Origin of the sequence: Maribacter sp. (genome assembly GCA_020629415.1) — a bacterium.
Taxonomy (GTDB): domain Bacteria; phylum Bacteroidota; class Bacteroidia; order Flavobacteriales; family Flavobacteriaceae; genus Maribacter; species Maribacter huludaoensis.
Window position 1 is genome coordinate 18,197 of sequence record JAHDDL010000032.1, and the last position, 26,367, is coordinate 44,563.

The window sequence follows — 26,367 nt, forward strand, 5'->3', positions numbered from 1 at the left end:
AATTAAATACATAATTATTACTTCGACACAACTGTCGGAGGCATTAAAATCTCGACTATCGAGTAAAGAAGACTAAATTATATGCAATATCTCCCAAATGTAATTTTTGTAATACTGCTTATCGCAGGTATTGGTTTTTTCGTGAAGAATGTTTCAAAATTGAAGAGGAATATTTTTTTAGGAAAAGAAGAATCTTTAACGGACAATAAGCCACAGCGGTGGAAAAACATGGCCATGATAGCCCTTGGGCAATCAAAAATGGTAGTAAGGCCTATTGCCGGTGCCTTACATATTATCGTCTATGTTGGTTTCGTAATCATTAATATAGAAGTATTAGAGATTATTTTGGATGGTATTTTTGGCACACATAGAATGTTTGCCGTGCTAGGACCTGTTTATGACTTCCTTATCGGTTCTTTTGAAATACTTGCATTACTTGTAATAATAGCGGTAGTACTATTTTGGGCTAGGAGAAACGTTATTAAACTAAAACGATTCTTTAAACCGGAAATGGAAGGCTGGCCAAAAAATGATGGTAACCTTATTCTTTATATAGAATTGGTGTTAATGGTACTTTTTTTAACCATGAACGGTGCTGATTATCAATTGCAACAAATGGGCGCAGCGCATTATGTTCAGGCTGGTGCATTTCCAATTAGTAGTATGATAGCTCCTGTTTTTGAAGGTATGTCCATTTCAAGTTTGGTATTCTTGGAAAGAGCTGCTTGGTGGTTGCATATTGCTGGAATTCTATTTTTCCTGAACTACCTTTATTACTCAAAACATTTGCATATTTTACTTGCATTTCCAAACACATATTATGGTAAGTTGACACCTAAGGGACAGTTCAAAAACTTACAGTCCGTGACAGATGAGGTTAAAATGATGATGGATCCAGATGACGATCCTTATGCTGAACCTGCTGAAGATGCAGCCGTTCCAGATAAGTTTGGTGCTTCTGATGTGCAAGACTTAAGTTGGGTTCAACTTCTTAATGCCTACACATGTACGGAATGTGGGCGTTGTACCAGTGAGTGCCCGGCAAATCAAACCGGGAAAAAATTATCTCCTCGTAAAATTATGATGGATACACGTGACCGACTAGAAGAAGTTGGTAAGAACATCGATGCAAACAACGGTGAGTTTAAAGATGACGGTAAGCAATTATTGAACGACTATATAACCCCTGAAGAATTGTGGGCATGTACATCTTGTAATGCATGTGTACAGGCTTGTCCTATTAGTATTGATCCTCTTTCTATAATTATGGATATGAGACAGTATTTGGTCATGGAACAATCTGCAGCTCCTACAGATTTAAATAACATGATGGGTAATATTGAGAATAATGGAGCACCTTGGCCATTTAACCAAATGGACCGTTTAAATTGGAGTAAAGAATCTTAAAGATAGATATGGCAAGTGAATTAAAAGTGCCTACAATGGCAGAATTTTTTGCGTCGGGAACTGTACCTGAAGTGTTGTTTTGGGTAGGTTGTGCTGGTAGTTTTGATGATAGGGCAAAGAAAATAACGAAAGCTTTTGTGAAAATTTTGAACAAGGCCAATGTTTCTTTTGCTGTATTAGGTACAGAAGAGAGTTGTACGGGTGATCCTGCAAAACGCGCAGGTAACGAGTTTCTGTTTCAAATGCAGGCAGTGACCAATATAGAGGTTTTAAATGCCTATGAAATAAAGAAAATAGTTACGGCATGTCCTCACTGTTTCAATACCATAAAAAATGAATATCCGGGCTTGGGCGGCAACTATGAAGTGGTTCACCATACACAGTTTCTAAAAGACCTATTGTCTGAAGGTAGAATTTCTATGGAAGGTGGGTCCTTTAAGGGAAAGCGTATTACTTTTCATGACCCGTGCTATTTGGGTAGGGCAAATGGAATATATGAAGCGCCTAGGGACTTAATAAGAAAACTAGATGCCGAGCTTATTGAAATGAAAAGCTGTAAGCAAAGAGGTCTTTGTTGTGGAGCAGGTGGAGCACAAATGTTCAAGGAACCTGAAAAGGGCGATAAGGATGTTAATATAGAACGTACAGAACAAGCTTTAGAGACTAAACCGGAGATAATAGCTGCAGGTTGCCCATTTTGTAATACCATGATGACAGATGGTGTTAAGAACAAAGAAAAGGAAGCAGATATCGCAGTAATGGATATTGCCGAAATGATTGCGGCCGCCGAAGATCTATAATTTAAAAAAAAGTAAAATTTGCTAGTAGAATTTAATACGTTACCTGAGACTGCAAGAGTTTGGATATACCAATGTAATCGATCGTTTTCTGAGAAGGAAATGGATGAAATTGATGCAGATTTAAAAACTTTTTTAACTTCTTGGACAGCGCATGGCAATGATTTAAAAGCAGGCTACGAGATTAAATATAAACGATTTATTATCATAGCCCTAGACCAAACATTACAAGGTGCTACAGGCTGTTCAATAGATGCATCTGTGCATTTTATTCAGGCATTGGAAAAGAAGTACGATGTCTTGTTGCTGGACAAGATGAATGTATCCTATAAACAGGGTGAATTTGTAGCTTATAAAAGCTTAGTTGATTTTAAGGCTATGGCGAAACAAAAAGCGATTTCAAAAAACACAATCGTATTTAACAATCTGGTTGCCAATAAAGGGGAGTATTTGCAGCATTGGGAAGTACCTGCGTCCGAGAGCTGGCATGCTCGTTTTCTTTAACATAATTTCTTCTTAACTGTCGGAATTTATTGGGTTTTATCGATGAAATGCAATAATTTCAATCCATAATAGTTATCTCAGTACATATTTTTTTATGCGCTATATTTTTATTCTTATTTATGGGTTGTTTTGCTGTTCTGTTGCATTGGCTCAAAACCCTTTAGTAACTAAAGACAGTACCGATCAACAGAGATGGGTAGATGCTCAGTACGCTCAAATGAGCCTTGATCAAAAATTAGGTCAGCTATTTATGGTAAGCGTAGCTTCCAATCAAAGTAAGCAAGCAACAGATATAATCAAGAACTTAATAGTAAAAGAGCACTTAGGCGGAGTAATATTTTCTAAGGGCGGACCTGTAAGACAGGCGAAACTTACCAATGATTATCAAGCGGCTGCTAAGATTCCATTACTCATAGGTATGGATGCGGAATGGGGACTTTCCATGAGATTAGACTCTACATACGCATTTCCTTGGAATATGACTTTGGGTGCTATCCAGGACAATTCTATTGTTGAAAAAGTTGGTTATCAGATAGGCAAACATGCAAAACGCTTGGGAGTGCATATTAATTTTGCTCCTGATTTGGATATTAATACCAATCCTAAAAATCCAATTATAGGTAATCGTTCCTTTGGGGAAGATAGGGATAATGTGGTTGCAAAAGGTACCGCTTTTGCAAAAGGAATGGAGCGCGCCGGGGTTTTGGCCAACGGTAAACATTTTCCCGGCCATGGCGATACAGAAGTAGATTCTCACCACAATTTACCGGTAATACCGTTTTCTAGGAAAAGGCTGGATAGTCTGGAACTTTACCCATTTAAAAAATTAATAAATTCTGGCTTAAGTAGTATTATGGTGGCTCATTTAGAGGTGCCTGCGCTTGAAATGAAAAAGGGACTGCCTTCTTCATTATCAGAACAAATAATATCTGGCATTTTAAAAGAACAATTGGGGTATAAAGGATTAATTTTTACAGATGCCCTGAATATGAAAGGGGTATCTACAAAAGGTAAAGATGGCAGTGTTGAGTTAGATGCGTTTATGGCAGGTAATGATATGTTGTTAATGCCAGAGAATATAGTTAGTGCTAAGGAAAAATTGGCAAAAGCTTATGACAAGGGTAAGTTGACCGAAGAGCGATTGGCATATTCCGTCAAAAAGATTTTAATGGCAAAATACAAAGCAGGGTTAAATAAGTATAGGCCTATTGGTTTGAACAATCTTTACGAAGACTTAAATAGCCTTGAAGATGATATTATTTATGAGCAGGCTATTGAAAATGCGATTACGGTTGTAAAGAATAAGCTAGATATATTGTCCATTAAAAACCTTGACAATAAGAAAATTGCTTACGTTAAAATGGGTGATTCTGATAATGGAGCATTTGTAAAAGGCTTAAGGAATTATGCAGATGTTACCGTGGTTGAAGCAAATGATATCAATACTCTAAAAGCTAAATTAAAAGATTTTAATTTGGTTATTGTGGGGCACCACAAAAGTAATGACACTCCATGGAAATCATATAAATTTTCTACTAAAGAATTAAACTGGTTACAAGCAATAGGTAACGAGCGTACTTCAAACTTAATACTTTGCGTGTTTGCCAAACCTTATGCTTTAACCGATATCAAGTCTTATGATATGATCGATGGCGTGGTCATGTCTTACCAAAACAGTGAGATAGCTCAAGAGAAAACTGCAGAGGTTTTGTTCGGAGCCGTCAGTGCTACCGGTAAATTGCCTGTTTCTGCACATGAGGAATTTCCTGTGAATACCGGTGCTCAAGTAAAATCTTTAAGTAGATTGGGCTATAGCATACCTGAACGTGTTGGTATGAGCTCAAAAGGACTTAAAGAGATTGATGAATTAATGAGCCATGGTTTGGATAGTTTAATGTTTCCGGGTGCTCAGGTCTTAGTAGCTAGAAAGGGAAAGGTCATCTACCAGAAAAGTTTTGGTAAACCTACCTATGATAGTAAAGAAAAGATAACCAATGATTACCTATATGATCTTGCATCATTGACTAAAATATTGGCAACCCTGCCTATGGTAATGAAAATGGAAGAAGAAGGTAGAATAGGTTTGAACAATACTTTTGAAGAGTTGGTTCCAAATTACTCAAATACCGAAATTAAAAATGTGACCGTTTTAAAAGCACTTTCCCACTATGGTCGTTTGCCTGCTTGGATACCTTTTTACATTAATACGCTAGACGAAAATAAAAAACCATCAGGTGAATTTTATAGAAACAGGCCGCTGCCTGGTTTTTCAACAAAAGTGTATGATAATCTTTATTTGGCAGATGCTTACAAAGATTCCATTTATAATAGAATTGGTAGGCAAGATTTAAAGTCTAATAGATATCGTTACAGTGATGTACCTTATTATGTGATGAAAAAGGTCGTAGAAGAAAGCTACGGTCAAAGGTTAGACGACTTAACCAGTAATTTTCTTTTTAAAAGAATAGGGGCAAACCGTACTACATATAACCCACTAGAGAAGTTTAATAAAGCTATGATTGTACCTTCAGAAGAGGACAATTATTATAGATACGGTACCGTACAAGGTTACGTGCATGATATGGGAGCGGCAATGCAAGCCGGTGTTGGCGGTCATGCGGGCCTTTTTAGTAATGCCAATGATATTGCTAAAATTATGCAGATGTATCTTCAAGACGGTTATTATGGCGGCACTAAGTTTTTTGATTCTAGAACCGTTAAAAAATTCAATACATGTTATTTTTGTGATAATAATGTGCGTAGGGGTGTAGGTTTTGATAAACCTCAGTTGCAACATAGCGGTCCTACTTGTGGTTGTGTATCTAGAAAAAGTTTTGGTCACAGTGGTTTTACCGGTACCTATACTTGGGCAGATCCAGAAGAAGAAATTGTGTATGTGTTTTTATCGAATAGAACATATCCTTCCGCTTCTAATACGCTTTTAGTTAAATCTGGGTTAAGAACAAGAATTCAACAAGCCATTTACGATTCAATTCTGAATTAAAAAAGGTAATTTTGTTGTAATGAAAATAGCAATAGTATGTTACCCTACTTTTGGTGGTAGTGGTGTTGTAGCAACAGAATTAGGAATTGCATTGGCGAACAGAGGTCATGAGATTCATTTTATTACTTACAAACAACCCGTTCGTTTAGAACTGTTGAGTAACAAGATATTCTTTCATGAAGTTCATGTACCGGAATATCCACTCTTTCATTATCAACCTTATGAACTTGCATTGTCAAGTAAGTTGGTAGATACGATAAAGCTTCATAAAATAGATCTTTTACATGTACACTATGCCATACCTCATGCATATGCAGGGTATATGGCGAAAAAGATGTTAGAAGAAGAAGGTATTTATGTACCTATGATTACCACGTTGCACGGCACTGATATTACTTTGGTAGGTAAACACCCGTTCTATAAACCGGCAGTTACGTTTAGCATCAACCAATCTGATGTGGTAACCTCTGTTTCGGCCAGTTTAAAACAAGGAACGTTGGATACTTTTGATATTCAGGGTGATATTGAGGTCATTCCCAATTTCATAGATGCAAAAAAATACAGCACTACTTTTACTGATTGTCAACGATCTAACATGGCTACGGAAGAAGAGCGTATTGTAACACATATTAGTAATTTTAGAAAGGTAAAACGTATACCTGATGTTATAAAGATTTTCAGTAAAATTCAATTAGAGATTCCTTCAAAACTAATAATGGTTGGTGAAGGTCCTGAAAAGGCTGGTGCTGAGCGATTATGTGAAGAATTGGGTATTTCTGATAAAGTAATTTTTCTAGGTAATAGTAATGAGATAGATAAGATTTTATGTTTTTCTGATTTGTTTCTCTTACCATCACAATCGGAAAGCTTTGGACTAGCTGCCTTAGAAGCCATGATAAATAAAGTTCCGGTTATTTCTAGTAACGCAGGCGGTATCCCAGAAGTAAATACAGAGGGTGTTAGCGGATTTTTAAGTGATGTTGGCGATATTAATGATATGGCGGCCAAGGCAATTACCATTTTAAAGAATGATAGTGTTTTAGAACGCTTTAAGCTGAATGCTTTAAAAGAAGCTCAGCGTTTTGATATTCAAAAAGTTGTGCCTTTATATGAAGAGGTTTATGAGAGAGCTTATAACGGAAGATTCAAAAATGCTTAAATATCCTATTTGTCTTTTATTGGTCATAATACTTCAATTAAATTCTTGTAAAACAACGGCCCAACACAGTTTACAGGAATCTAATAATAAGGGAATGGAACTTCTTTTAAATGAAAATTATAGCGGCTTTGAAAAAGAAGAATATATTCTTATAAAAAGTCAGAAAGAGTTAAATGCTTTTTATGGCAAAATAAATCGCACTAGAAAACCGGGATTAACACCTCCAGAAGTAGATTTTAATTCTGAAATGATTTTAATTTGGTGCGGAGATAATTCAGCATCAAACTACGCTAATTTAACGTTAAACGAAGATGATGAGTTTTTAGGGATACGTAAACTTAAGTCTAAGACTTCTAAAGAGGAAAGTAAGCTAGTGGTCAGCCCTTTTAGCATCTATAAGCTACCGCTAAGCGCAAAAAGTTTAAAAATAGAAAAGTAATTAGTCGATAATTCTTCTACATTCAACTATCGGACGATTTTAATTGCTGTATACGGTAATAATTTGCTAAGGACCTTGTATACAATTAATTTTACGTTTTATCACCCCAAATTATATATTATGAAAACTACTTCTATTTTCAGTTTTTTAGTCTTTTTTATGCTTTCATCTTTATCTTTTGCCCAAGATGAACTACAAATTACGGCAAAGGATAGTATTGTTCAAAGCTCTTGGATTTTTGGCGTAGGCTTAAATGCCGTTGATGATTCAGGTAATGTTTTTGATGAACTTTTAAATTTCACGGATGAATGGAATCTTGTTCCTTATCCATCTAGAGTAAGTATAGGTCGTTATTTTAAAAGTGGTCTGGGCTTAGAAGCAATTGGTACGTATAACCAGTATAAAGAGGGCAAAAATGTTGATGGAGAAATTTTAACTGAAAACATTAGTTATTACGGCATTGATGGAAGAATAACGTATGATTTGAACAAAATAATCGGTGAAACAGGCTGGTTTGATCCTTATGTTGGTATCGGTGCCGGTTATACGGACGCCAATAATAGGGGTAGGGGAACCTATAATGCTATTGTAGGTTTTAGAACGTGGTTTTCAGATAGATGGGGCTTAGATTTAAATGCCACCGGTAAATGGGCTATGAGTGAGAGTGAAGGTGTTTCAAATCACTTACAGTATGCAGCAGGTGCAGTTTATCAATTTGGGATTGAAAAAGGTCTTTCTAAACGCGGAGAAGAGAAGTTGGAACTATTGGCGGCCATTGCCAAAGAGAAACAACGACAAACAGATTCTATTAATGAGGTTAACCGTTTAAAAGACGAAGCTTTACTGGCAGAAAGACTTAAGAAACAAAAAGAAGCAGATGCCTTGGCTGCTGCCGAGAAAGCAAAAATTGATGCAATAAATAAGCGTAAAGCAGAAATTAAATCTAAAATTGAAGATTTAGGTTATGTATATTTTGATCTGAATTCATCTTATCTAAATTCATCTTCTAAAAAAGTGTTGGAATCTTTAGCAGATGTATTGATCGAGATACCTACTTTAAAACTAAAGATAACCTCACATACAGATTCTCGAGGAACATCTAAATATAATGATTGGTTATCTCAACGTAGAGTAGATAAAACAAAGGAGTATTTAATATCTAAAGGTGTTTCAGAAGAAAAACTGACAACCGAAGCCTATGGAGAGTCTATGTTACTTAATGATTGTAATGACGATACGTATTGTCCAGAAGAGAAACATGCGGTAAACAGACGATCAGAGTTTATTATTCAAGAATTCTAAAAGATTATTTTATAAGAAAAGCCCGATAAATGTTTATCCATTTATCGGGCTTTTTTGTTTATATCAAATTAAACAAGAGTACTTTTTTCTTATGTTTTAACTTAAGTTCCTCTCCTCTTATCCTACGCTAAAATTAAAAACTTCAGAAGTTGATTCATTTCCTACACTATCTTTAGTTACAACTTTCCAATAGTAAACTTTACCAGCCTCAACCGGAATGTCGTTGAATCTAGTTTCGGTAAGATCTGTTCCATAGAGTTCAGGGTCTTTCACTTCTCCAAAAAATAAATCGTAAGAAATAATATCATTATCTGGGTCTTCTGACGCCCAAATTAAATTGACAGTTGTACTCGTTTGTGATATTGTAGCACCACTAACTGGCGATATTGCCGTGGCAGGATACGGTATAGTAGATTCTAACCCGGGTCCTTCATTGTAAAAATTCCAGACCTCACTAGAACTATTGATGTTACCTGTCACGAACCAAGAATAGGCGACACCTCTGTCTAATACAATAGCAATATTTGTGTCATTACTTGCAATTAATTCAGTTTGTGAACTTAAGAGATTTGTTAAATGAACGGTGTACGGACCATTGTCATTGTTATCTTCCCATTTAAAAACTAGTTCGCTCTGTGTTTCGGAAACGATAACGCCTTCGGTGCATTCAGAATCATTTTCGGGAAAAATAAGCGTAATGTTTATTTCGTCATTGGCATATTCCAGAACATCTGAATCTACACCGCATGACTGAATTAATAAAAATAGAAAAACTAAAAATCCGCTTCTTTTCACTGTTTTATTAGTTTGAAGGATTTATTATAACCATCATTCTTCAATTTTAAAAAATAAATGCCCGAACTTAAATAGCTGGTATTTATTTCAATAATAGATTGTTCAACTTTAAGATTGCTAGAATGTAGTAAAACTCCCGCTTCGGTAAAAATAGCTATTTCAAGCTTATCTATTGTAAGAGATTTTAAATCAATTGACAGTATGTTGCCCACAGGGTTGGGATAGATTATTGGCGTATTTCCTAAATATATAGTTTCTTCATATTTGCCTTGGCAAAGCTGACCAGTACTAACGCTAATATTGTTGATGTCTTCATTAAGTGGCAGGGTAATTTGAGATTCTTTAGTTTGAAAACTTTTACCGTTAACTTGAACGGTATATTCTTCTGCACCATTCATATGAATATTGGCTTCATTTGTTAGAGCATTAAAATCTAAAAATACACTCAAGGGTACAGGCTCGGTTATGACTATTTTAGAACATGTTTGATAATTTGAAGAATTGATAGGGGATATGCATAAATTATAATCCCCGTTCGCTAAATCTTTTATAGATAGGGTTTGGGTGAAGGGTATTGTACTATTTACGCCCTCACCGGTAATAGTTGCCGAAAATTCTTCAGTAGTTATGGATTCTATTAAAACTGAGCCGTTTTCGGAACCAATACAAGAAGTACCGGTAGAAGTTATCTTAAACTGATTGTTAGGGTATGAAGCAGCTATGCATCCATTTTCATCCACAACTTCTCCGTTGGGTGTATTAGGGCAATTATCATCAGAATTCAATACTCCGTCGCCATCATCATCGTTATCACCAATATTAATAGTATCAATGATTAATGTAAAATTTCTGGTACATCCTTCTACCGTAGTAAAGGTGTAAGTACCAGCCTGTGCTTGGCTTACGTTTTCTATTAAATAATCATTTTCAACAATATCGCCCCCGGGAAGGGTGATTGTAAAAGGGGTATTGTTGGGTAAAATGCTTAAGGTAATATCCTCACCTTCAGTAATCGTTAAGTTGTCACTGCCACTATCCCAGCTACCATTTATGAAATATTCTGGAATTACGTTTTCAGTAGTACAAAAAACTTCTGCCCATATAGCAATATTGTTGGCGTTCACATTTCCCGCTACATCAAAGTTACCGCCAACTAGAAGCTGGGTTTCATCCTTTATAAGTTGTAAGGTGTTTACTCTGGTATTTACACCTACATTGGTATCCGTTCCTAAAGCTTCCCAACCACTTTGTTCGCTCCAGCGGGCAATATTGCTCATTACTTTATCAATAGATCCATTATCACTTGCAGTATCAAATGTACCTCCTACATAAATGTACGGGCCACTATGGGTAATAGCATTTATGTTTCCACTTACCCCTGTTCCCATAGCTTGCCATGTACTACTGTTTTTATCATACCTGGCTATTCTATTTACTGTTTTGTCCTCGGCAATGGCAAAGTTGCCTCCAACATATAAATAATTACCTAAAGATTCTATTGCTTGTACAAATCCGCTGGTGCCAGAACCCAGGGCAGACCAATTAATACCGTTCCATAGAGCGATTCTATTTGCGGCAATACCACCGGCAGTGTCAAAATTACCACCCACATAAACCTGACCGTTGTCTTCTATATGAATGGATCTTACTTCATTATTAGTTCCTGAAATAGTAGTTGTAGCATCTGTAAGCAGGCTCCAGGTATCATTTTCCCATTTTGCTATATTATTGGCATTTAAGCCACCAGCAGTAGTAAATACACCGCCAACGAACAAAACTCCATCTTCATTAAAATCTATTGTAGAAACTTGACCGTTGGTTCCGGAACTCAAAGATGACCAAGTGGTACCGTTCCATTTTGCTATATTATTGGCTTCAATACCATTTACTGTTGTAAAATCCCCGGCTATATATAATGTCCCGTCCGTTGCCATTGCAGTAGTTAATATAGATCCTTCTACAGCGACACCCAATGTGGCCCATTGTTCGTTTGTACTTAAAGTGGCCAAATTGGATACATTTATTCCCCCGGCACTTGAGAATGAACCTGCTATGTAACTTAAGTTATTTGAAGAAGTTATAATAGTTTCTACAATTCCATTTGTTCCTGAGGATAGTGATTTCCATTCACCAATTCCATTTACAGGTGTTGTCACGGGACCGGTTACAGTTTCCGTAATTTTAAAAATTTTTACATTTTCTCCGTAATCGGAGAAATATAACTCACCAGCTTCATCTTCACCAAATGAGGAAATGAACTCTCCATTGGTTTTAAAAAGTAGTTCATTGGATATGGCGCCGTTCAATGGATTATATTCAAGAGCCCACACACGCCCTGAAACATAGTCACCATAAATGTATTTGTTTTTTAAACTGTTGCTAGTTAAGGAACCATTGTAGGTATAGCCGCCGGTTATGGAAAGGTCAGATGCATTGTGGTCATAGAAGAAAATAGGCTTAATATCAGGTGATGTAGCAAGTAAGGTTTCATTTCCATAGCTAGGTTCTGTATTGGCTTCAAACTTGTTCCAACCATAGTTGCCGCCTTTGGTAATAATATTAATTTCCTCATAGGAATTTTGACCTACGTCCGCTCCCCAAAGGTTACCGGTAGGGGCAAAAGAAAATTTCCATGTATTCCTTATTCCCCAAGCATAAATTTCATCTAATCCTGATAGGCCCACTCTTGGGTTGTCACTTGGTATTTCATAATTGCCATTAGGTAATTCTGGGTTTGATTCAATTGGGTTGCTTCCGTCTAAATCAATATCAATTCTAAGTAAGCTACCAAAAACTGTGTTTAAATTTTGTCCATTTCCTTGCGGGTCGCCACCACCCCCGCCATCACCAATAGAAATATATAAGTAACCATCAGGACCAAAAGCGATTTTGCCGCCATTATGGTTGGAGTCTGATTGATTTTTGGTGTATTGTGCAATAATTGTTCTAGATGAAGAATCGATCAAATTAGGATTGGAACTATCTACGGTATAACGCGCAATATTAATTCTGTAATTACTGGGTTGATCAATATAGTAAACAAAAATATAACCGTTAGTAGCATAATTGGGGTGAAAAGCTAGACCTAAAAGTCCAATTTCCTGGCCGGAGCTATACGCTACATTAGATGAAATATCTAAAAATGTAACCAGTTCTTGGGTGGTTACATCTTCTTTATTTGGAAAAACTTTTATGAAACCTGGCTGCTCAACGACGAACATACGATTGGTACCGTCCACACTAGCTTGGATTTCAGTAGGGAAATTGAATGAAATGTTCGGGAAAGCCTCCTTATAAGATAATTCTTGGCTATGAGCGAACAAGAATACCAAACAGAAAATAAAAAATAAAAAGTGCTTGTGATTAACCATGAAATATTCGGGGGTATTGATATTAAAATCACTAATTAAAACTACAGCTTAGTTTATGATTATCAATAAGCTATGCGAAAGTAATAAATAATTGAATTTAAAGAATCAATTTAACCGAAGCGGTCAAAAAAAACTGTTATAGCATACTAAAAAATATGCTAATGAAATAGGACTTTTAAAGTAGTTATGATTAGTAAATTATGTGTTTTGTTCTATAAAACTAGGTTTCATTTTTTTATTTAAAAAAATGTGAACTACGATTAATACCAAAACTAATGGTACGGCCGTAAGTAATTGTAGACTTAAACTTTCGTGTATTACCAATAGCACAATGATGTTAACTAAAATCTGTGTTATAGCGTAACCACCAGCAACGGTCAAGTGATTAACAGATCTTAAATGTACAAGGTTTTGATAAAGATGACTTTTGTGTGGTTTAAGAATATTCTCCTTTTTTATTAATCTAGAAATAATGGTAACACCTCCATCAACCAAATAAACGGCAATGAACATAAATGGTAGGGGCGTATTCAAATTAAAAGAGAATAGCAATAGTAAGAAGGTGATAAAAACTCCAATAGAAATACTACCAATATCGCCTGCAAAGAAAATGGCTTTTTTCCTGAAATTAAAGAAGCCAAAAACCAAGATACCTAAAATTCCAAAAACTAAAATTTGATAGTCAATTAGATTAAATGAGTAGTTCAATACCAAAACGGAAAATAACACAGCTAAGGAATAAAAGCCTGTAATACCGTTTATGCCGTCCATGAAATTATAGATATTTATAATTCCAAGACAGAAAATTAGAAATGGCAATATCCAGAAAATAGCATTGTCAAAAAGGTTTAGTTGATAAAAAACTAAAATAACAGCAATTATCTGTGCCCCCAATCTGCTTAGTGTACCAAGAGTTTTTAGATCATCTACAAAGCTTATAAAGGCAACTAAAAATATTGCGGCATATAAAAAGGGTAGTGGTAAGGATTGCGTAAAAAAATAAATGAATAAGGATATTACGAAAAGTATACCGCCCCCTCTAATAGTATTTAGCGTATGTGAACTTCTATGATTGGGCACATCTTCAATCCCAAATTTTTGCGCTATTTTAATGTATAAATAGGCGCAGAAAAATAGAATTAAAAATGTGACTACAAAAAGAGTAATTGAACTCATTTATTTTCCTTGTGGTTGAATGTTATCTTTCTACTACGATATTTTCCATAACCAAAACATCCATAGCCGTTCTTTCAAAACAAGCGTAGGCTTCAGCTGGCGTGTTCACTATTGGCTCATTTTCGTTGAACGATGTATTAAGAAGAATAGGAACACCTGTCTTCTGTCTAAAGGCTTCTATTAAGTTGTAATATCTTGGTGAAACCTCTTTATCTACACTTTGTAATCTACCTGTACCATCAACATGTGTAACAGCGGGTATTTCTTTATGTTTTTCTTTTTTAATAGGAAAAACTTTTTCCATGAAAGGCACATTTGAATCATATTCAAAATACTCACCCACATATTCCTTTAAAATGGACGGAGCAAAAGGTCTAAAACTTTCTCTACGTTTTATTTTAAGGTTCAATAATTCTTTAGCTTTCTCATTTCGCGGATCGGCAATAATAGATCTGTTACCTAATGCTCTTGGACCAAATTCTGCCCTACCTTGATACCAGCCTACTACAGAAGGTACAATTAGCTTATCTGAAATGTAATCATACAATTCTGCATCTTCCATTTTTTTATACGAAACACCTTTGCTTTTTAAATATGCTTCTATTTCATCATTATTAAAATGAGAACCTGTTGAAGCAGATTTTTGCTCTCCGGCTCTTGGAAAGTCTAAAGTTTGATTGTAATGGTATAGTGCCGATCCCATTGATATACCGGCATCATGACCTGCTGAAGGTATATATAGGTTATCAAAATCCGTATTTGCAATTATTTTTCCGTTTGCAACAGAGTTTTGGGCAACCCCACCTGCAATACAAATATTTTTACTGCCCGTAGCTTTTTGCAAATGGTTTGCCATATGGAAAATTACATCTTCAGTAGCTGTTTGAACGGACTTCGCCAAATCTTTATGATATTGCGTTAACTCTTCTTTTGCACCTCTAGGTGTTCCAAAAAGCTCTTCGAATTTTTTGGTGAAGAATGGCTCAACTATAGGTTGATTGTTTTCATACAACGCTTTGATCTCTCCAAAATATTGTTTTTTCCAAGTCCAAAGACCTTTTTCTTTGAATTTAATCAACTTCTTTACCTTGTCTACATATTTTGGCTCGCCATATGGTGCTAGACCCATTACTTTATATTCGTCTCCATAATGCGGGAAACCTAAAAAGTGAGTGAATGCCGTATATAAAAAACCTAATGAAACCGGATAATCTATAGAATCTAATACTTCAATTTTATTGCCTTTTCCATAAGCGAACATTGTAGTTGTAAAATCACCTGATCCATCAATTGATATAATGGCAGATTCTTCATACGGGCTAGCAAAAAATGCCGATGCTAAATGTGCCCTATGATGTTCTACGTTAACTAATTTGGCATTGATAATATCTTGGGGAATATTAAATGCATTTTCAAATTGTTCGGCCATAGAAGAAATATCCTTTCTATTTTCCCAACGGTTTTTTAATAATGATGTTCCGGTCTTTAAATTGGTAAGGGCATATAAAGCCTTCTTGTCAATTTTAGCTTTAGGGTCCCTACCTAAGGTTATATAATCTACCTCCTCTAAGGTAGTATTGGCCTCTTTCAAACAAAACTTAATGGCCTCGGCAGGAAAGCCGGCCCAATGTTTTATTCTTGTAAAACGCTCTTCTTCTGTAGCGGCAATTAATTTACCATCAACAAATATGGCTGCTGAAGAATCTGCGTGGTGTGTGTTTAATCCTAAAATTATCATTATTTATAGTTTTAAAAAGGTCTTATTTTAATTTATCCATAATTCAACGTTCGTCACTACTTTTTTTGGCCGCCAACCTATTGCAGTAGCCTTATCTGAACTGAACGTTAAATCAGTTGTCATTTGTTTTAATTTTTTTGTTGAAAAAGGAGCTTCTTTTTTTAAAATCATTTCAATAGAATCTCCAATTTTCGCAATTCCCTTGGCTAACCAAAGAGGCATATTTTTAACTCTTTTTTTATTCTTCTTTTTAGAAATTACATCAGATAATTGATGAAAACTTGCATCAAAACCATCCGTTAAATTATATACGCCACCAATAGTAATTAACGCTGTTGAAAATTCTGCTAGATCTTCCGCTAATACTACCGATCGTTTTGCATTACCGTCCGCAATATTAAAATATCGTCCCTTTTCTATTCCGGTAATCATCTTACCTAAATTTCCAGGAGCATTTTTTCCTATTATTAAAGGTGGTCTTATAATAGATACAGTAATCTTTTGCTCTAAACCCCATTCCGTAATAATTTTCTCAGCTTCAATTTTTGTTTTTCCGTAACTATCCGTGGCTTTTAATTCGTTTTCTTCTGTTATGTTTGATCCATCTTTAGCACCGTAAACTGCTACACTGCTAATGAACATTAATCCTTTTATTCCTTTATTTTCTATACCTTTAAGAAGATTAACTGTTCCATTTACGTTTACATTATAAAAATCGTCTTCATCGGCCTTCGTTTTGGGTATACTATGAGCTTTACCGGCAATATGAATAACATAATCTATATCCTGTTCAATTTCAGGTACTTCTGCCTTAATGTCACATCTTATATCACTATTGTCTCCTCTTCCTAAGGTTAATACATCATGCCCTTTGCCGCTCCAGTGTTTAACAAAATAGCTACCTAAAAAACCGTTACCACCAGTTATTAGAACTTTCATTTAAGAAATTGTTTTAATTTGGGTAGTAATCTATATACGGGGTAGGCCGCTGAAACTTTTAAGTCATTAGCTTTAAACGCTTCTACGCACTCTTTATTTCCTTGTAAAATATTTTTTAAACTTTTATTTGTAGCACCACCAAGTCTCATTCTAACCATAGGTGAAGGTATGTACTTACCTTTTATTTTATTACCTTCCAAAAAGCGTAACATTAATTCAAAGTCGGCAGCAAGACCAAAGTTTAAATTAAAATATCCTAATTTTTTATAAACTGAATTTCTTACAAAAAATGATGGGTGTGCAGGATGCCAGCCTTTTCTAAATGCATTTTCTTTATAAGGTCCTGTGATCCAATTTCTAACTACTTTGTCCGTATTTAATTGCTCCACATAAACTAGATCACCGTAGACACAATCTATGTTAGGGTCTTCAAACGCTTCAACCACATTTTGTATTACTTCCTCAGAATTATAAAAATCATCAGAATTTAAAATACCTAATATTTCACCATCGGCTAATTTTAAACCTTTGTTCATGGCATCATAAATGCCATCATCTTTTTCTGAAATAAGTTTAGAAACCCTATTGGGCATATGCTCTATTATAGAAACTGTATTGTCCTTAGAGTTACCATCTATAATAATATGTTCAATATTTTTATAGGTTTGGTCATTAATACTTTTTACACAGTCACCAATAAATTTAGAGCTGTTATAAGTACCTGTTACAATACTTACCAATGGTTTTATATCTTGCTTTTCTGTATTCATTACAAAATTTATATAAACTTATTGGTTTATTAATTCTTTATAGAAATCAAATGTTTTTTGAAATGTATTTTTCCAAGTAAACCTTTTGACATTTTCTAATCCCTTTGTTACTAAATCGTTTCTATAGTCTTCATCCAGTAACAATTTTATGTGACTTGCTATTAGTTCCGGAGACTCTTCTTCCAATAGAATACCGCTTTCTTCTACAACTTCTGGTATGGAAGAGGTATTCATTGCAATAATTGGGCAACCAGCGCTTTGAGCTTCTAACAACGGAAGTCCAAAACCTTCATACGATGAAGGGTACACCAAACAAAGTGCTTTATTATAAAACTCGTTCAGTTCTGCGTTGGATACACCATTAAAATGGACGTAATCATCTGTCTTTAATTTAGAGTTTATATAAGTTTGTTCTTTCTCTGTCAAAGGGCTACCACCAATAATGGCCAAAGGTAAGCCGCTTAATTTACTGGCCCTAACCGTTAGGTTGAAATTCTTGTATATGGCTTTACGGTCTCCTACATATAAAATAAAGGGCCTGCCATTAAAATAGTCTTTGCTACTTAACTCTTTTTTATCAATCTGATAAAAATGTTTTCCAACACCGTGCGGAATAACTACTGTCTTCTTTTCAGCTAGTTCTGGAAAGAAGTGGAGCATATCTCTCTTTGTATTTTCCGATACGCAAATAATACCGTCTGAATGGGCTAAAGCTTTTCTTTTTTGATTGGTATGTGCGTACAATTGAATACCAGTGAAAAAATGTTCATACGTAAAATCATGAACGGTGGTCACATTTAAATGTTTAGAATTCTTTGAGTATCTATAATAGCTAGAATGAAATATAGCTTGTTCATTCAATTGAGCAAGTTTTGGATTGGTGTATCTACCAACTAATCCAGGACTTTTGCCTAATTGTCTAAATTTTGAAAGATTCAATTCTTGCCTAAAAATATTGGAAGATTTTTCTGAATCATCAAATAAGTATATGCTTAAGCCCTCTTCTTCTTTAATTCTTTTTAAGATCTGATACCAATAATTTGATATACCCCCTGCATCTTGTAAAGAAAATATAATGTTATCTAAAATTAAGTTCATTAAAGGACTTTTTCAATTTTCAATTATTGATTTTGAAAATATTAGTTTTTATTATAAGGCTAATACGTAATGTCTAACGTTAATTTAAAAGAGATTGGTATAGTTCGTCGTACTTTTTTAACTGAAAACTTTTGTCGAACTTTTTAATTGCGTTATTTCTAATGGTTTGCGAATGCTCTTTTTTAAATGTAGCGCCCATTTTGTTAAATACTTTATATGCTTCTAAGTAATTTCCTTGTTCTATGATAGCGCCGTTATAGTCTGTTATTTCTTCTACACTACCCCCTGTTTTATAAGTAATAACCGGTGTACCACAAGAAAATGCTTCTAGGTTTGTGGTGGGGTAGGTGTCCGCATATGTTAAGTTCATGAATACATCTGCCAATGAGTATAACTGAATCAATTCTTCTTTAGAATCGGTTCTTTCTATTCCAATAATATTTTCAGGTAATACCTCTATCTGTTGTTTTGATAGACCTACAAGTATAATTTTTTCGTCGTCTTTTAAATGTGGTGCAATTTTTATAAAATCTTCCCATCCTTTGGTTTTGTCCCACACACTTGCAACACCTAGTATAATTTTAAAATTGTTCCAGCCTCTTTCAACTTTATAAGTTGAAGTATTTTTAGGCTCAAAAGTTGAAACGTCTATACCATTTGTTATGGTATGGATAGGGTAGTGGCGTAAAAAGGATTGTTCTACCTTAGTGCCCAACCATTCAGAAACCGGTACTAACGTTAAGTTTTTTACTCCCGTAAAAGAAGCTTTCTTTTGTGCGAAATTTTTTGAAGAACGATCTACCAACCAACTTTTAGGATATGTATACGTTAGTGGACATTTGGTACAGGCCGTTTTGTATTTTTCACAATCAATATATTCAAAATGGGTACAGTGCCCAGTAAATGACCAACAATCATGTAAGGTCCATACTACTGGTATATTTGTTTCTTTTATAAATTCAAATAATAATTCATAATTAATATAATATCCGTGAATGTTGTGCAGATGAATTAAATCTGGTTTTAAAACTTTCAGCTTATTTAAAAAATCCTTTGTAGCTTTTTTAGAACCAAGCCCATGTTTGTCAAAAATTCGGGTATTTAGTATATGCAGATAGTAGTCCAGCTTTGTTCCTATTGGGTAGGTGCTGTTACTGGTATCTCTTTGTATGGGACCATGTGCAATATGAGGTTCATTTTCATGAGACTCTAGGTAATCGCTAATGTTCACACAAATTTTACCTGTAGAACCAAAATTAGATTCTACATTTATTTGAACTATATTTTTTTTGCGTAATGCCAAACGTTCTATTTAGTTTTTAGACCCACCATCATTAAAAACTTTGATCCAAAATCTTTGAACATGGCAATGTAGTCTTTCTTGTAGTTAGATTTTCTTAGTAATGCATGGTGTACCGTTTTCAAGTATTCGTCTTCTGGTAATAACGTAAAATCATTTCCATTGGTAAGCATACCAAATAATTTATCTAAACCGGTATTCTTTTCATTTGGTAGGTGCCAAATAGCAAGATTAATATCATCGGGCTGAACATTTCTAAAATAGTTTCTGTTCGTCCACAAACGTTTTATGTACTTATCCATGCCGGCCATTAATGCTTTGTGTTTGTAAAAGTAATAACTAAGTACGTGGGCTTCTTCATTAAATTTTATTCTTCCTTCTTTGTGGCGCTTTAACATATCGTCAAAAAGTTGAGGAAAATCGTTTGAAACATTTTTGATAAAGGCTCCTTTGGCAAATAGAAGCTCACCACCGCTATAATATGGATTTTGGTCTACTACCACGCCAAAGTCCTTAAAAATCTCTTTCATATTATCACCACTGACTCCATGGATCATATAATCGGTTTCATGGTCTACTACGTAGGTAATAGCCATTTCTTCCGCCTCTAGTTCTTTAAAGGCGTTATCCATTGGTTGGGTAAAAATACAATCGGAGTCCAATAGTAGAAAGCCATCCTCATCTTGCATACGGGTAGCCATATGATCAATAATGGAGAATTCAAAATATTGGTTTCTAAATTTACCAAAGTAGTTATTTGGTAATGGATATTTATTACTTAATGTAATAACCTCAATATTATTTTCTTTAAAAAAGATGCTTAAATCCATACCGTCAATGGTAGGTATATCAGCAGTATTCGTAAAAATTAAATGGGTAGCATTTTTATTGAAGCGTAAAGAAGTTTTAAAAAATAGAACAATACAGCGCCAATAAACCGCTTGGAATTCTGGTGTAGTAGAATCTCCTTTATTGTTTGGATATTTTGATTTTTCAGATGATGAATCTAAATAAACCCAGGTGGCTATATATTTGGTCATGCTTTTATTTTGAGACAAATTTTAGATAAAAAAGACGAATACTAAGTATTAATCGGTATATAGAATATATAATAGATGTAAAGCTTTTATAGTATCAGTGGATTAATTTTCTTACAATGTATACATCATTACGCTTTGCATATTTTGCTGATATTGGCTAGGAGAATTAGACGAAATACTTAAGTTTTTGTTATTGATTTGTTCCGTATAAATTTAATTCTGTCACCTAAATCAACGGTTTATTGCCATCAATTAGATTTTCTATAACTTTTTTCTGATAATTTGGGTTGTAATATGTATCAATAACTTTATAGCAATTTTCTCTGACCTTTTGTCTATTCTTCGTATTACTTATCCACCACATTATGGCGTTTTTTAAACTTTCCACATTATCTTGTTCAAACAAGATGCCATTAACTTTATGGGTTATAGCCTCGGCCTCTGGCATTTGTTCCATAAGATTGGAATGCGTACAAACTGGGGTGCCATAACTTAAAGAATGTATGGCGGTCAAGCCTACATTGCCAGGTGAAACACAAAGGTCACTTACTGCAATTAAATTATTATTAACAGCTTCGTCATAGCTTTCACCATAAAAATGATAACAATCATCATTCAGGTTTTCCGAAGCTAATTTTTCTAATCTATCCATTTCGCTCCCATTACCAACTATCAACAAGTTGACAGGAGTATCTTTTTGAATTAACGCGATTGCTTCTATAAGTAATTCTAATTTTTTGACCTTAGTCAATCTACCTATGAAAATTAAAGTAGGAAGTTCAGATTTAGCAAAAAAATGTAGAATTTCCGATTTGTTCAATGAAGGTATTAATTCTCTATATTTCTTCTGTTTTTCATAATCTAAGGAATTAAATAAAATATGAATACTGTCTGGATCTATACCATTTTTGCTTAGAATACTTTTTCCATGTTTTTCATAAACTAGGTGTTTATTACAGATTTTTAAAAATGATTTTCTAGCCAATAGTTTTATTCCCTTCTCATTGCCATACATTCCATGACCTTTAGAAACAATTTCTATATTATTGATTCTTGCAAACAAAGTGATAAGCCAATTACTTAGAATGTTGAATTCACCTAATAGAATAATGGTTTGTGGCTTCTTTTTAATCCAGTTGAAAATATTGAAGTTCTGCCATACTAAGTACTGTTTAATATAAACATTCTTTAATATGTTAATTTTATGGGCATGAGGTCTTAATTTTTGCTCATTGAAATTGATTGTCTTTATACCACTTGAAGATTCTTTGCCGAAAAAAAAGTTTAAATCCATTTTTTCGGATTCTAAATATTTGGTCCATACATTTTTTCGGTATAAAGGAGCAATATTATTTAGAAAAAGAACCAGAGGCTTTTTGTTTGACATCATAAAATTTTAATTGATCAAATTACCTTAGGTTAGATAATTTAACATATAAGTTGGGTAGTAGTAATTTAAAACCCGCGCTCAATAGAACAAAAGGTACTCTTAAAGGAAAGTGCCTTTTCATTAAGTTAAAATTTGAGCCAAAATCAAGAGCTAAAGGACTTTTTAGTAGTGCTAACCTTTCTTTAAAAGTTTTTTCTGGAAAAACTTGGTAAATGTCAGAATGGTCATCTGTACACGTTCCACAATAATCTTTGGTAATTAGAACGGGTATATTTTTGTCAACGGCCTTAAGTGTATAATCATAATCTGCTACACCGTGAACATAGCCCTCAGATAAGATACCTATTTTAGAGACCACATCATTACTTACCATCATAATATTGGCATTGCCTAAATCACAGCTTTGGAAATTTCCATTAGGTTGAACAAATTCATATTTAAACAAAAATTTGTTCGTTAGTTTGGCACCACCATAACTTAGTAAACCCGTGTCTATATCTTTTGTTGACCCCAAGTAAATACCGCCCATACCAAATTTTTCTTTGGAATGCTCATGGGTTTCTATTAATTGTGAAAACACATTGGAAGACACAAAGGTGTCATCATTTAACAATAAATAAGCATCGTAGTCCTTTTTAACTGCTTCGCGCCAAGAATTACGCATACCACCTGCCCAAAATAAATTTCCATTACCCTGCAGTACTGTTGCTTCAGGATATTTTTCCTTGACTGCATCTCCTGTGCCATCTGTAGAACCATCATCAGTAAGGTAAATCTTTAAGTTTATACTTTTTGAAACAGTGTTTAAAGCCTGCATCAAATTTTCAAGTGCATTTAAAGTTTTTTCCTTTCTATTGAAACAAGTAAGTAATACAGCAATTTTCATTTAATTATTTGAACTGATTGTTATTTACAATTAACTATTTTGTTCATTGTTTATTGTTTGATTGTTGATAATATATTGCGTGACAATACCTAAGAAAAAACAGTAAAAAACGAACAGAGGAAAATATCCGTCAAATATCGGTTCAACAAAAAACAGTAAATAAAAAGAAAGCCCATAACAGATAAATGCGGTATTCAATAAAGCGTTTTTAGGAATTAGAAAGATTGCTTTTTTAATATATACGGCATTTTTTATGGTAAATATCAACAGTAGAATAAATGATAAAGTACCACCAACCCTTGCAATATCAAACCAAAGGTTATGTGAAAACCCAAAATCCGCTACATCCCAACCTAATGGTTTTTCCCATAAATTAACTATTGATTTAGACCAACGCTCTGTTCTACCACCAGCTGTAGCCGCACCGTATTTTTTACTCTCCATTCTACCTGCAAAAGCACTCATAATATCTGAGTCTTTGTCAAAGGAAACGTAACTAATAAATACGTTAAAAATTAAAAATAGTACGCCAAACAAAGCTGCATTTTGTTTTACTGTTTGTCTACGAATTAAATAAACCAATGATATTACAAATGTTATAAAGAATATGGAAAGTTGCGTTCTACTGCCTAATCTTAATACACTTACGACTGATAAAACGAAGGTAGTAATCATTAAGATTTTTAAGGGCAAACTAAATTTCTTGAATCCAGCTACTAAGAATGCAGGTATACTCATATTTAATACAAAATAAGCAGCCATATTGGTTGCGGGTATTGAATCACCGCCCCAAATCATTGGGATATCTCTTTCAATTACTACAAAACCTTTGTCATAAATAGAAGTTAAAACAGATGCCATAGCGGGTAGTGAGAAAATTAAACCACTTGCAAATAGTAAATAAAATAGCTGAGTATAATTTAGAATTTTGTTGTTGAAAGTCTTACCTATAAGATAAAAGCCTCCTGGAAAAAGCGCATAGATTAAAATAAATTGAGACCCTAATTCTAAGTTAAACGTGTAAAATACTGCATAGCAGAAAGAGAACAATAATAATAAGGTAAAATTAAAATCTAATTTATCCTTAAAGCGTTTATCGGTAAGAATACTTATTATCAATAAGGCTCCAAAGAGATATCCAAAATTAAAGGATCGATTAGATAAGTTAAAAAAAGGATAACTCTAATATATCCTATAGAATTTATAATTGAGTTTGACATTAGAATGGTATTACCTAGTTTGAAGTAATGTTATAATAGTATAAATTAAATAACGAAGTACTAATTTTCAATGGATTTCAGAATATAATTTATTTACGGAAAAAAAATAACAGTCTCTGTATAAATTTATGTTTAAATATAATGAATGACTCTGTAAGAGATATTGTTTTTTTATTGTAGTCAATTATATCAAATGCCTTAATCTTAGTTTTATTAATTGATTTGATAGTAGTGTCATATAGAAAAAAATTAGAACCCTCTATGCTTTTTATAATGTTTAAGTCATGAGGTTTAAAATTTCTACCAAATGTTTTTAATATTTTATAATTGTACTTTGAAGAAGTCAGTAGATATCGCTTATTTTTTTCTATAGGTTTAATACCATATAAATCAATTGATATATCTTTTTCGTTCATGTCCAATTCATTGCAAATACTAGCATTTTCAAAGTATACGTCGTAAATTGAACGTGATTGATTTAAAGTGCTGAAATTATATTTTTTGCCAGAATTTAAAAGTATTGGAACTTGGTAATAGGTATTTGATACATCCATGTTTGCACCTTCATCACCAAAATTTGTGGTCAAAGAAATTTTTGGATAGATAAAAAATTTGTTTTGACTTACAGTAAATGCTATAAAGTGTTTCAACCAAGATTTTTCAGACCAGTTGGTAACATAGGTGGGTATTCCTTTTAAACTATTTATATCTAGTTTTTGATTATACCATTCTAAGAAATATTTTATTTGCTTTTCAGTCCAAGCTTGGCCCCAAGACGATGCAAATTGAAAATAATAATTATCGTAACCATCTTCTAAAGCTGTAAAATTTTCTTGTTTATGAACATTGTACTGATGGTTGTAAAGTGAAATACCAGCAATACTATCATCATCTTTAGAGAATTCTAGAGCTTGTTTGGAATAATTGTAAAAATCCGGCGATACAAAAAGGTCATCTTCAAGCATAATCATACTACCATATTCACTTGCAAATGACATACTTTTTAAAATATGTTTTCGTAAACCTAAGTTTTGTGGTTGATATTTGACTTTTTTGTTTCCATTTTTCCACTTAAAACTATTAGCTACATCAAGTACATTTTGATTATTGTCAGATTTATCAATGCTAATAATAAGATCAATATTATCATTAGGGTATTTGGCTTCGCTTATTGAATTTAAAATTCTACTTAACGAATCGGGTCTATTAAAAGCAATAATTACGATTACAGGTTGAAGTTTATTTTCAGACGTCATTACTTATCGATATTGTTTATAAACTTTTTTATGTCAGAAAAAAGTAAAGAATTCTTTTTGATCCATTCTTCGGATTTTTGCCACCATTTAAATTCTAACAAAAATGCAGTTTCATTTTGTTCAAATCTATAGCGGATATGTTTTGCCGGTACACCACCAACTATGGAGTAGGGTTCTACATCTTTATGTACTAATGATCCGGCGGCTACTATACACCCGTCACCTAATTGAACACCTTCAATAATATTTACAGAAGCTCCAACCCAAACGTCGTTGCCAATGTGGGTTAGATACGGTTCTTTATTGTCAATTGGTTCAGGCTTTTCTTCAAACAATTGTTTTTGTGTGTAAGAGTTTTTGAAATCAGTAGAAAAAAAAGAAGGATGAGTACTAACAAAATCTTTAGTTGGGTGGGTACCATGAATGCTTTTTACATCTGGACCGATGGAGCAATAATTACCTATTTTAACATTTTGTAAATGAGTATTTTTTGAAATATATGATGCAAAACCTAATTCGCTTCCAATAAAACTACAATTTTCACCGACCAAATTTTTACCATTTAGTTTAGAAGAAAGACCTATTTTGGTATTTCTACCAATTGTGTGCTTTTTCCAATATTTTAAATACAGCCTTATTCCTAAAAAACTTAAATTTTTAAGGATATTATTAGACAAAACAAACTCTTTGATTCTATCTGGCATTTTTAAGGTCTTTCAACTATTGGTTAATATTTTATTTATTATTTTTTTAACAAAGATGTAACTCTTTTAATT

General features: G+C 33.8%; 21 protein-coding genes. 7 read left to right on the forward strand and 14 right to left on the reverse strand.

Annotated elements, in window-relative coordinates:
* The first annotated feature begins 81 nt into the window (after positions 1-81).
* The 7 genes from QZ657_RS12925 to QZ657_RS12955 all read left to right on the forward strand — a co-directional run bounded on the left by QZ657_RS12925 (position 82) and on the right by QZ657_RS12955 (position 8,612).
* Entirely contained in the window at positions 82-1,407 is a 1,326-nt protein-coding gene (locus QZ657_RS12925; protein WP_291967362.1) for a (Fe-S)-binding protein, read from the forward strand.
* 8 nt (positions 1,408-1,415) lie between these two features.
* Entirely contained in the window at positions 1,416-2,207 is a 792-nt protein-coding gene (locus QZ657_RS12930; RefSeq protein WP_291967363.1) for a (Fe-S)-binding protein, read from the forward strand.
* Between the two features lie 18 nt (positions 2,208-2,225).
* A complete protein-coding gene (locus tag QZ657_RS12935) occupies positions 2,226-2,708 on the forward strand; it encodes an ABC transporter ATPase (protein WP_291967364.1) in 483 nt (160 codons plus the stop codon).
* A 94-nt stretch (positions 2,709-2,802) separates the two neighbouring features.
* The gene (locus QZ657_RS12940) at positions 2,803-5,712 is read left to right on the forward strand and encodes a glycoside hydrolase family 3 N-terminal domain-containing protein (RefSeq protein WP_291967365.1); all 2,910 of its coding nucleotides are present in this window, start codon (positions 2,803-2,805) and stop codon (positions 5,710-5,712) included.
* A gap of 19 nt (positions 5,713-5,731) precedes the next feature.
* The gene (gene bshA, locus QZ657_RS12945; protein WP_291960873.1) at positions 5,732-6,871 is read left to right on the forward strand and encodes an N-acetyl-alpha-D-glucosaminyl L-malate synthase BshA; all 1,140 of its coding nucleotides are present in this window, start codon (positions 5,732-5,734) and stop codon (positions 6,869-6,871) included.
* A complete protein-coding gene (locus QZ657_RS12950) occupies positions 6,834-7,310 on the forward strand; it encodes a hypothetical protein (protein ID WP_291960871.1) in 477 nt (158 codons plus the stop codon). The genes bshA and QZ657_RS12950 overlap by 38 nt, the downstream gene beginning before the upstream one ends.
* Before the next feature lie 120 nt (positions 7,311-7,430).
* Complete coding sequence (locus QZ657_RS12955; protein WP_291967367.1) at positions 7,431-8,612, forward strand: OmpA family protein; 1,182 nt, start codon at positions 7,431-7,433, stop codon at positions 8,610-8,612.
* A 117-nt stretch (positions 8,613-8,729) separates the two neighbouring features.
* Here the strand turns inward: QZ657_RS12955 and QZ657_RS12960 are convergent, their stop codons facing one another.
* From QZ657_RS12960 to QZ657_RS13025, 14 genes are all read right to left on the reverse strand, one after another.
* Positions 8,730-9,407, reverse strand: a complete 678-nt coding sequence (locus QZ657_RS12960; RefSeq protein WP_291967369.1) for a hypothetical protein — start codon at positions 9,405-9,407, stop codon at positions 8,730-8,732.
* The gene (locus tag QZ657_RS12965) at positions 9,404-12,778 is read right to left on the reverse strand and encodes a PQQ-dependent sugar dehydrogenase (RefSeq protein ID WP_291967371.1); all 3,375 of its coding nucleotides are present in this window, start codon (positions 12,776-12,778) and stop codon (positions 9,404-9,406) included. Before QZ657_RS12965 ends, QZ657_RS12960 begins: the two co-directional genes overlap by 4 nt.
* Before the next feature lie 198 nt (positions 12,779-12,976).
* On the reverse strand, positions 12,977-13,954 hold the full coding sequence (locus tag QZ657_RS12970; protein ID WP_291967373.1) for a UDP-GlcNAc--UDP-phosphate GlcNAc-1-phosphate transferase: 978 nt from the start codon (positions 13,952-13,954) through the stop codon (positions 12,977-12,979).
* A 22-nt stretch (positions 13,955-13,976) separates the two neighbouring features.
* The gene (locus QZ657_RS12975; protein ID WP_291960863.1) at positions 13,977-15,692 is read right to left on the reverse strand and encodes a carbamoyltransferase; all 1,716 of its coding nucleotides are present in this window, start codon (positions 15,690-15,692) and stop codon (positions 13,977-13,979) included.
* Between the two features lie 27 nt (positions 15,693-15,719).
* On the reverse strand, positions 15,720-16,631 hold the full coding sequence (locus QZ657_RS12980; protein ID WP_291967375.1) for an NAD-dependent epimerase/dehydratase family protein: 912 nt from the start codon (positions 16,629-16,631) through the stop codon (positions 15,720-15,722).
* On the reverse strand, positions 16,628-17,401 hold the full coding sequence (locus QZ657_RS12985) for a glycosyltransferase family 2 protein (protein ID WP_276494018.1): 774 nt from the start codon (positions 17,399-17,401) through the stop codon (positions 16,628-16,630). The genes QZ657_RS12980 and QZ657_RS12985 overlap by 4 nt, the downstream gene beginning before the upstream one ends.
* An 18-nt stretch (positions 17,402-17,419) precedes the next feature.
* Positions 17,420-18,499, reverse strand: coding sequence for a glycosyltransferase family 4 protein (locus tag QZ657_RS12990; protein ID WP_291967378.1), 1,080 nt, complete (start codon positions 18,497-18,499; stop codon positions 17,420-17,422).
* A 79-nt stretch (positions 18,500-18,578) separates the two neighbouring features.
* Positions 18,579-19,802, reverse strand: a complete 1,224-nt coding sequence (locus QZ657_RS12995; RefSeq protein WP_291967380.1) for a glycosyltransferase — start codon at positions 19,800-19,802, stop codon at positions 18,579-18,581.
* Positions 19,803-19,807: 5 nt separating this feature from the next.
* Positions 19,808-20,839, reverse strand: a complete 1,032-nt coding sequence (locus QZ657_RS13000) for a hypothetical protein (RefSeq protein ID WP_291967383.1) — start codon at positions 20,837-20,839, stop codon at positions 19,808-19,810.
* Positions 20,840-21,065: 226 nt separating this feature from the next.
* Complete coding sequence (locus tag QZ657_RS13005; RefSeq protein WP_291967384.1) at positions 21,066-22,133, reverse strand: glycosyltransferase; 1,068 nt, start codon at positions 22,131-22,133, stop codon at positions 21,066-21,068.
* Positions 22,134-22,248: 115 nt separating this feature from the next.
* Complete coding sequence (locus QZ657_RS13010; RefSeq protein ID WP_291967386.1) at positions 22,249-23,115, reverse strand: glycosyltransferase family 2 protein; 867 nt, start codon at positions 23,113-23,115, stop codon at positions 22,249-22,251.
* 30 nt (positions 23,116-23,145) lie between these two features.
* Positions 23,146-23,976, reverse strand: a complete 831-nt coding sequence (locus QZ657_RS13015) for an O-antigen ligase family protein (protein WP_291967388.1) — start codon at positions 23,974-23,976, stop codon at positions 23,146-23,148.
* Between the two features lie 448 nt (positions 23,977-24,424).
* Positions 24,425-25,591: a glycosyltransferase gene (locus QZ657_RS13020; protein WP_291967390.1), complete on the reverse strand. Its 1,167-nt coding sequence runs from the start codon at positions 25,589-25,591 to the stop codon at positions 24,425-24,427.
* Complete coding sequence (locus QZ657_RS13025; RefSeq protein WP_291960845.1) at positions 25,591-26,295, reverse strand: CatB-related O-acetyltransferase; 705 nt, start codon at positions 26,293-26,295, stop codon at positions 25,591-25,593. Before QZ657_RS13025 ends, QZ657_RS13020 begins: the two co-directional genes overlap by 1 nt.
* Positions 26,296-26,367: the final 72 nt, after the last annotated feature.

Coding starts and splice junctions, on each gene's coding strand:
- QZ657_RS12925 (WP_291967362.1), top strand. CDS start 82: ATGCAATATCTCCCAAATGTAATTTTTGTAATACTGCTTATCGCAGGT.
- QZ657_RS12930 (WP_291967363.1), top strand. CDS start 1,416: ATGGCAAGTGAATTAAAAGTGCCTACAATGGCAGAATTTTTTGCGTCG.
- QZ657_RS12940 (WP_291967365.1), top strand. CDS start 2,803: ATGCGCTATATTTTTATTCTTATTTATGGGTTGTTTTGCTGTTCTGTT.
- bshA (WP_291960873.1), top strand. CDS start 5,732: ATGAAAATAGCAATAGTATGTTACCCTACTTTTGGTGGTAGTGGTGTT.
- QZ657_RS12950 (WP_291960871.1), top strand. CDS start 6,834: ATGAGAGAGCTTATAACGGAAGATTCAAAAATGCTTAAATATCCTATT.
- QZ657_RS12955 (WP_291967367.1), top strand. CDS start 7,431: ATGAAAACTACTTCTATTTTCAGTTTTTTAGTCTTTTTTATGCTTTCA.
- QZ657_RS12965 (WP_291967371.1), bottom strand. CDS start 12,778: ATGGTTAATCACAAGCACTTTTTATTTTTTATTTTCTGTTTGGTATTC.
- QZ657_RS12970 (WP_291967373.1), bottom strand. CDS start 13,954: ATGAGTTCAATTACTCTTTTTGTAGTCACATTTTTAATTCTATTTTTC.
- QZ657_RS12975 (WP_291960863.1), bottom strand. CDS start 15,692: ATGATAATTTTAGGATTAAACACACACCACGCAGATTCTTCAGCAGCC.
- QZ657_RS12980 (WP_291967375.1), bottom strand. CDS start 16,631: ATGAAAGTTCTAATAACTGGTGGTAACGGTTTTTTAGGTAGCTATTTT.
- QZ657_RS12985 (WP_276494018.1), bottom strand. CDS start 17,401: ATGAATACAGAAAAGCAAGATATAAAACCATTGGTAAGTATTGTAACA.
- QZ657_RS12990 (WP_291967378.1), bottom strand. CDS start 18,499: ATGAACTTAATTTTAGATAACATTATATTTTCTTTACAAGATGCAGGG.
- QZ657_RS13000 (WP_291967383.1), bottom strand. CDS start 20,839: ATGACCAAATATATAGCCACCTGGGTTTATTTAGATTCATCATCTGAA.
- QZ657_RS13005 (WP_291967384.1), bottom strand. CDS start 22,133: ATGGATTTAAACTTTTTTTTCGGCAAAGAATCTTCAAGTGGTATAAAG.
- QZ657_RS13010 (WP_291967386.1), bottom strand. CDS start 23,115: ATGAAAATTGCTGTATTACTTACTTGTTTCAATAGAAAGGAAAAAACT.
- QZ657_RS13015 (WP_291967388.1), bottom strand. CDS start 23,976: ATGGCATCTGTTTTAACTTCTATTTATGACAAAGGTTTTGTAGTAATT.
- QZ657_RS13020 (WP_291967390.1), bottom strand. CDS start 25,591: ATGACGTCTGAAAATAAACTTCAACCTGTAATCGTAATTATTGCTTTT.
- QZ657_RS13025 (WP_291960845.1), bottom strand. CDS start 26,295: ATGCCAGATAGAATCAAAGAGTTTGTTTTGTCTAATAATATCCTTAAA.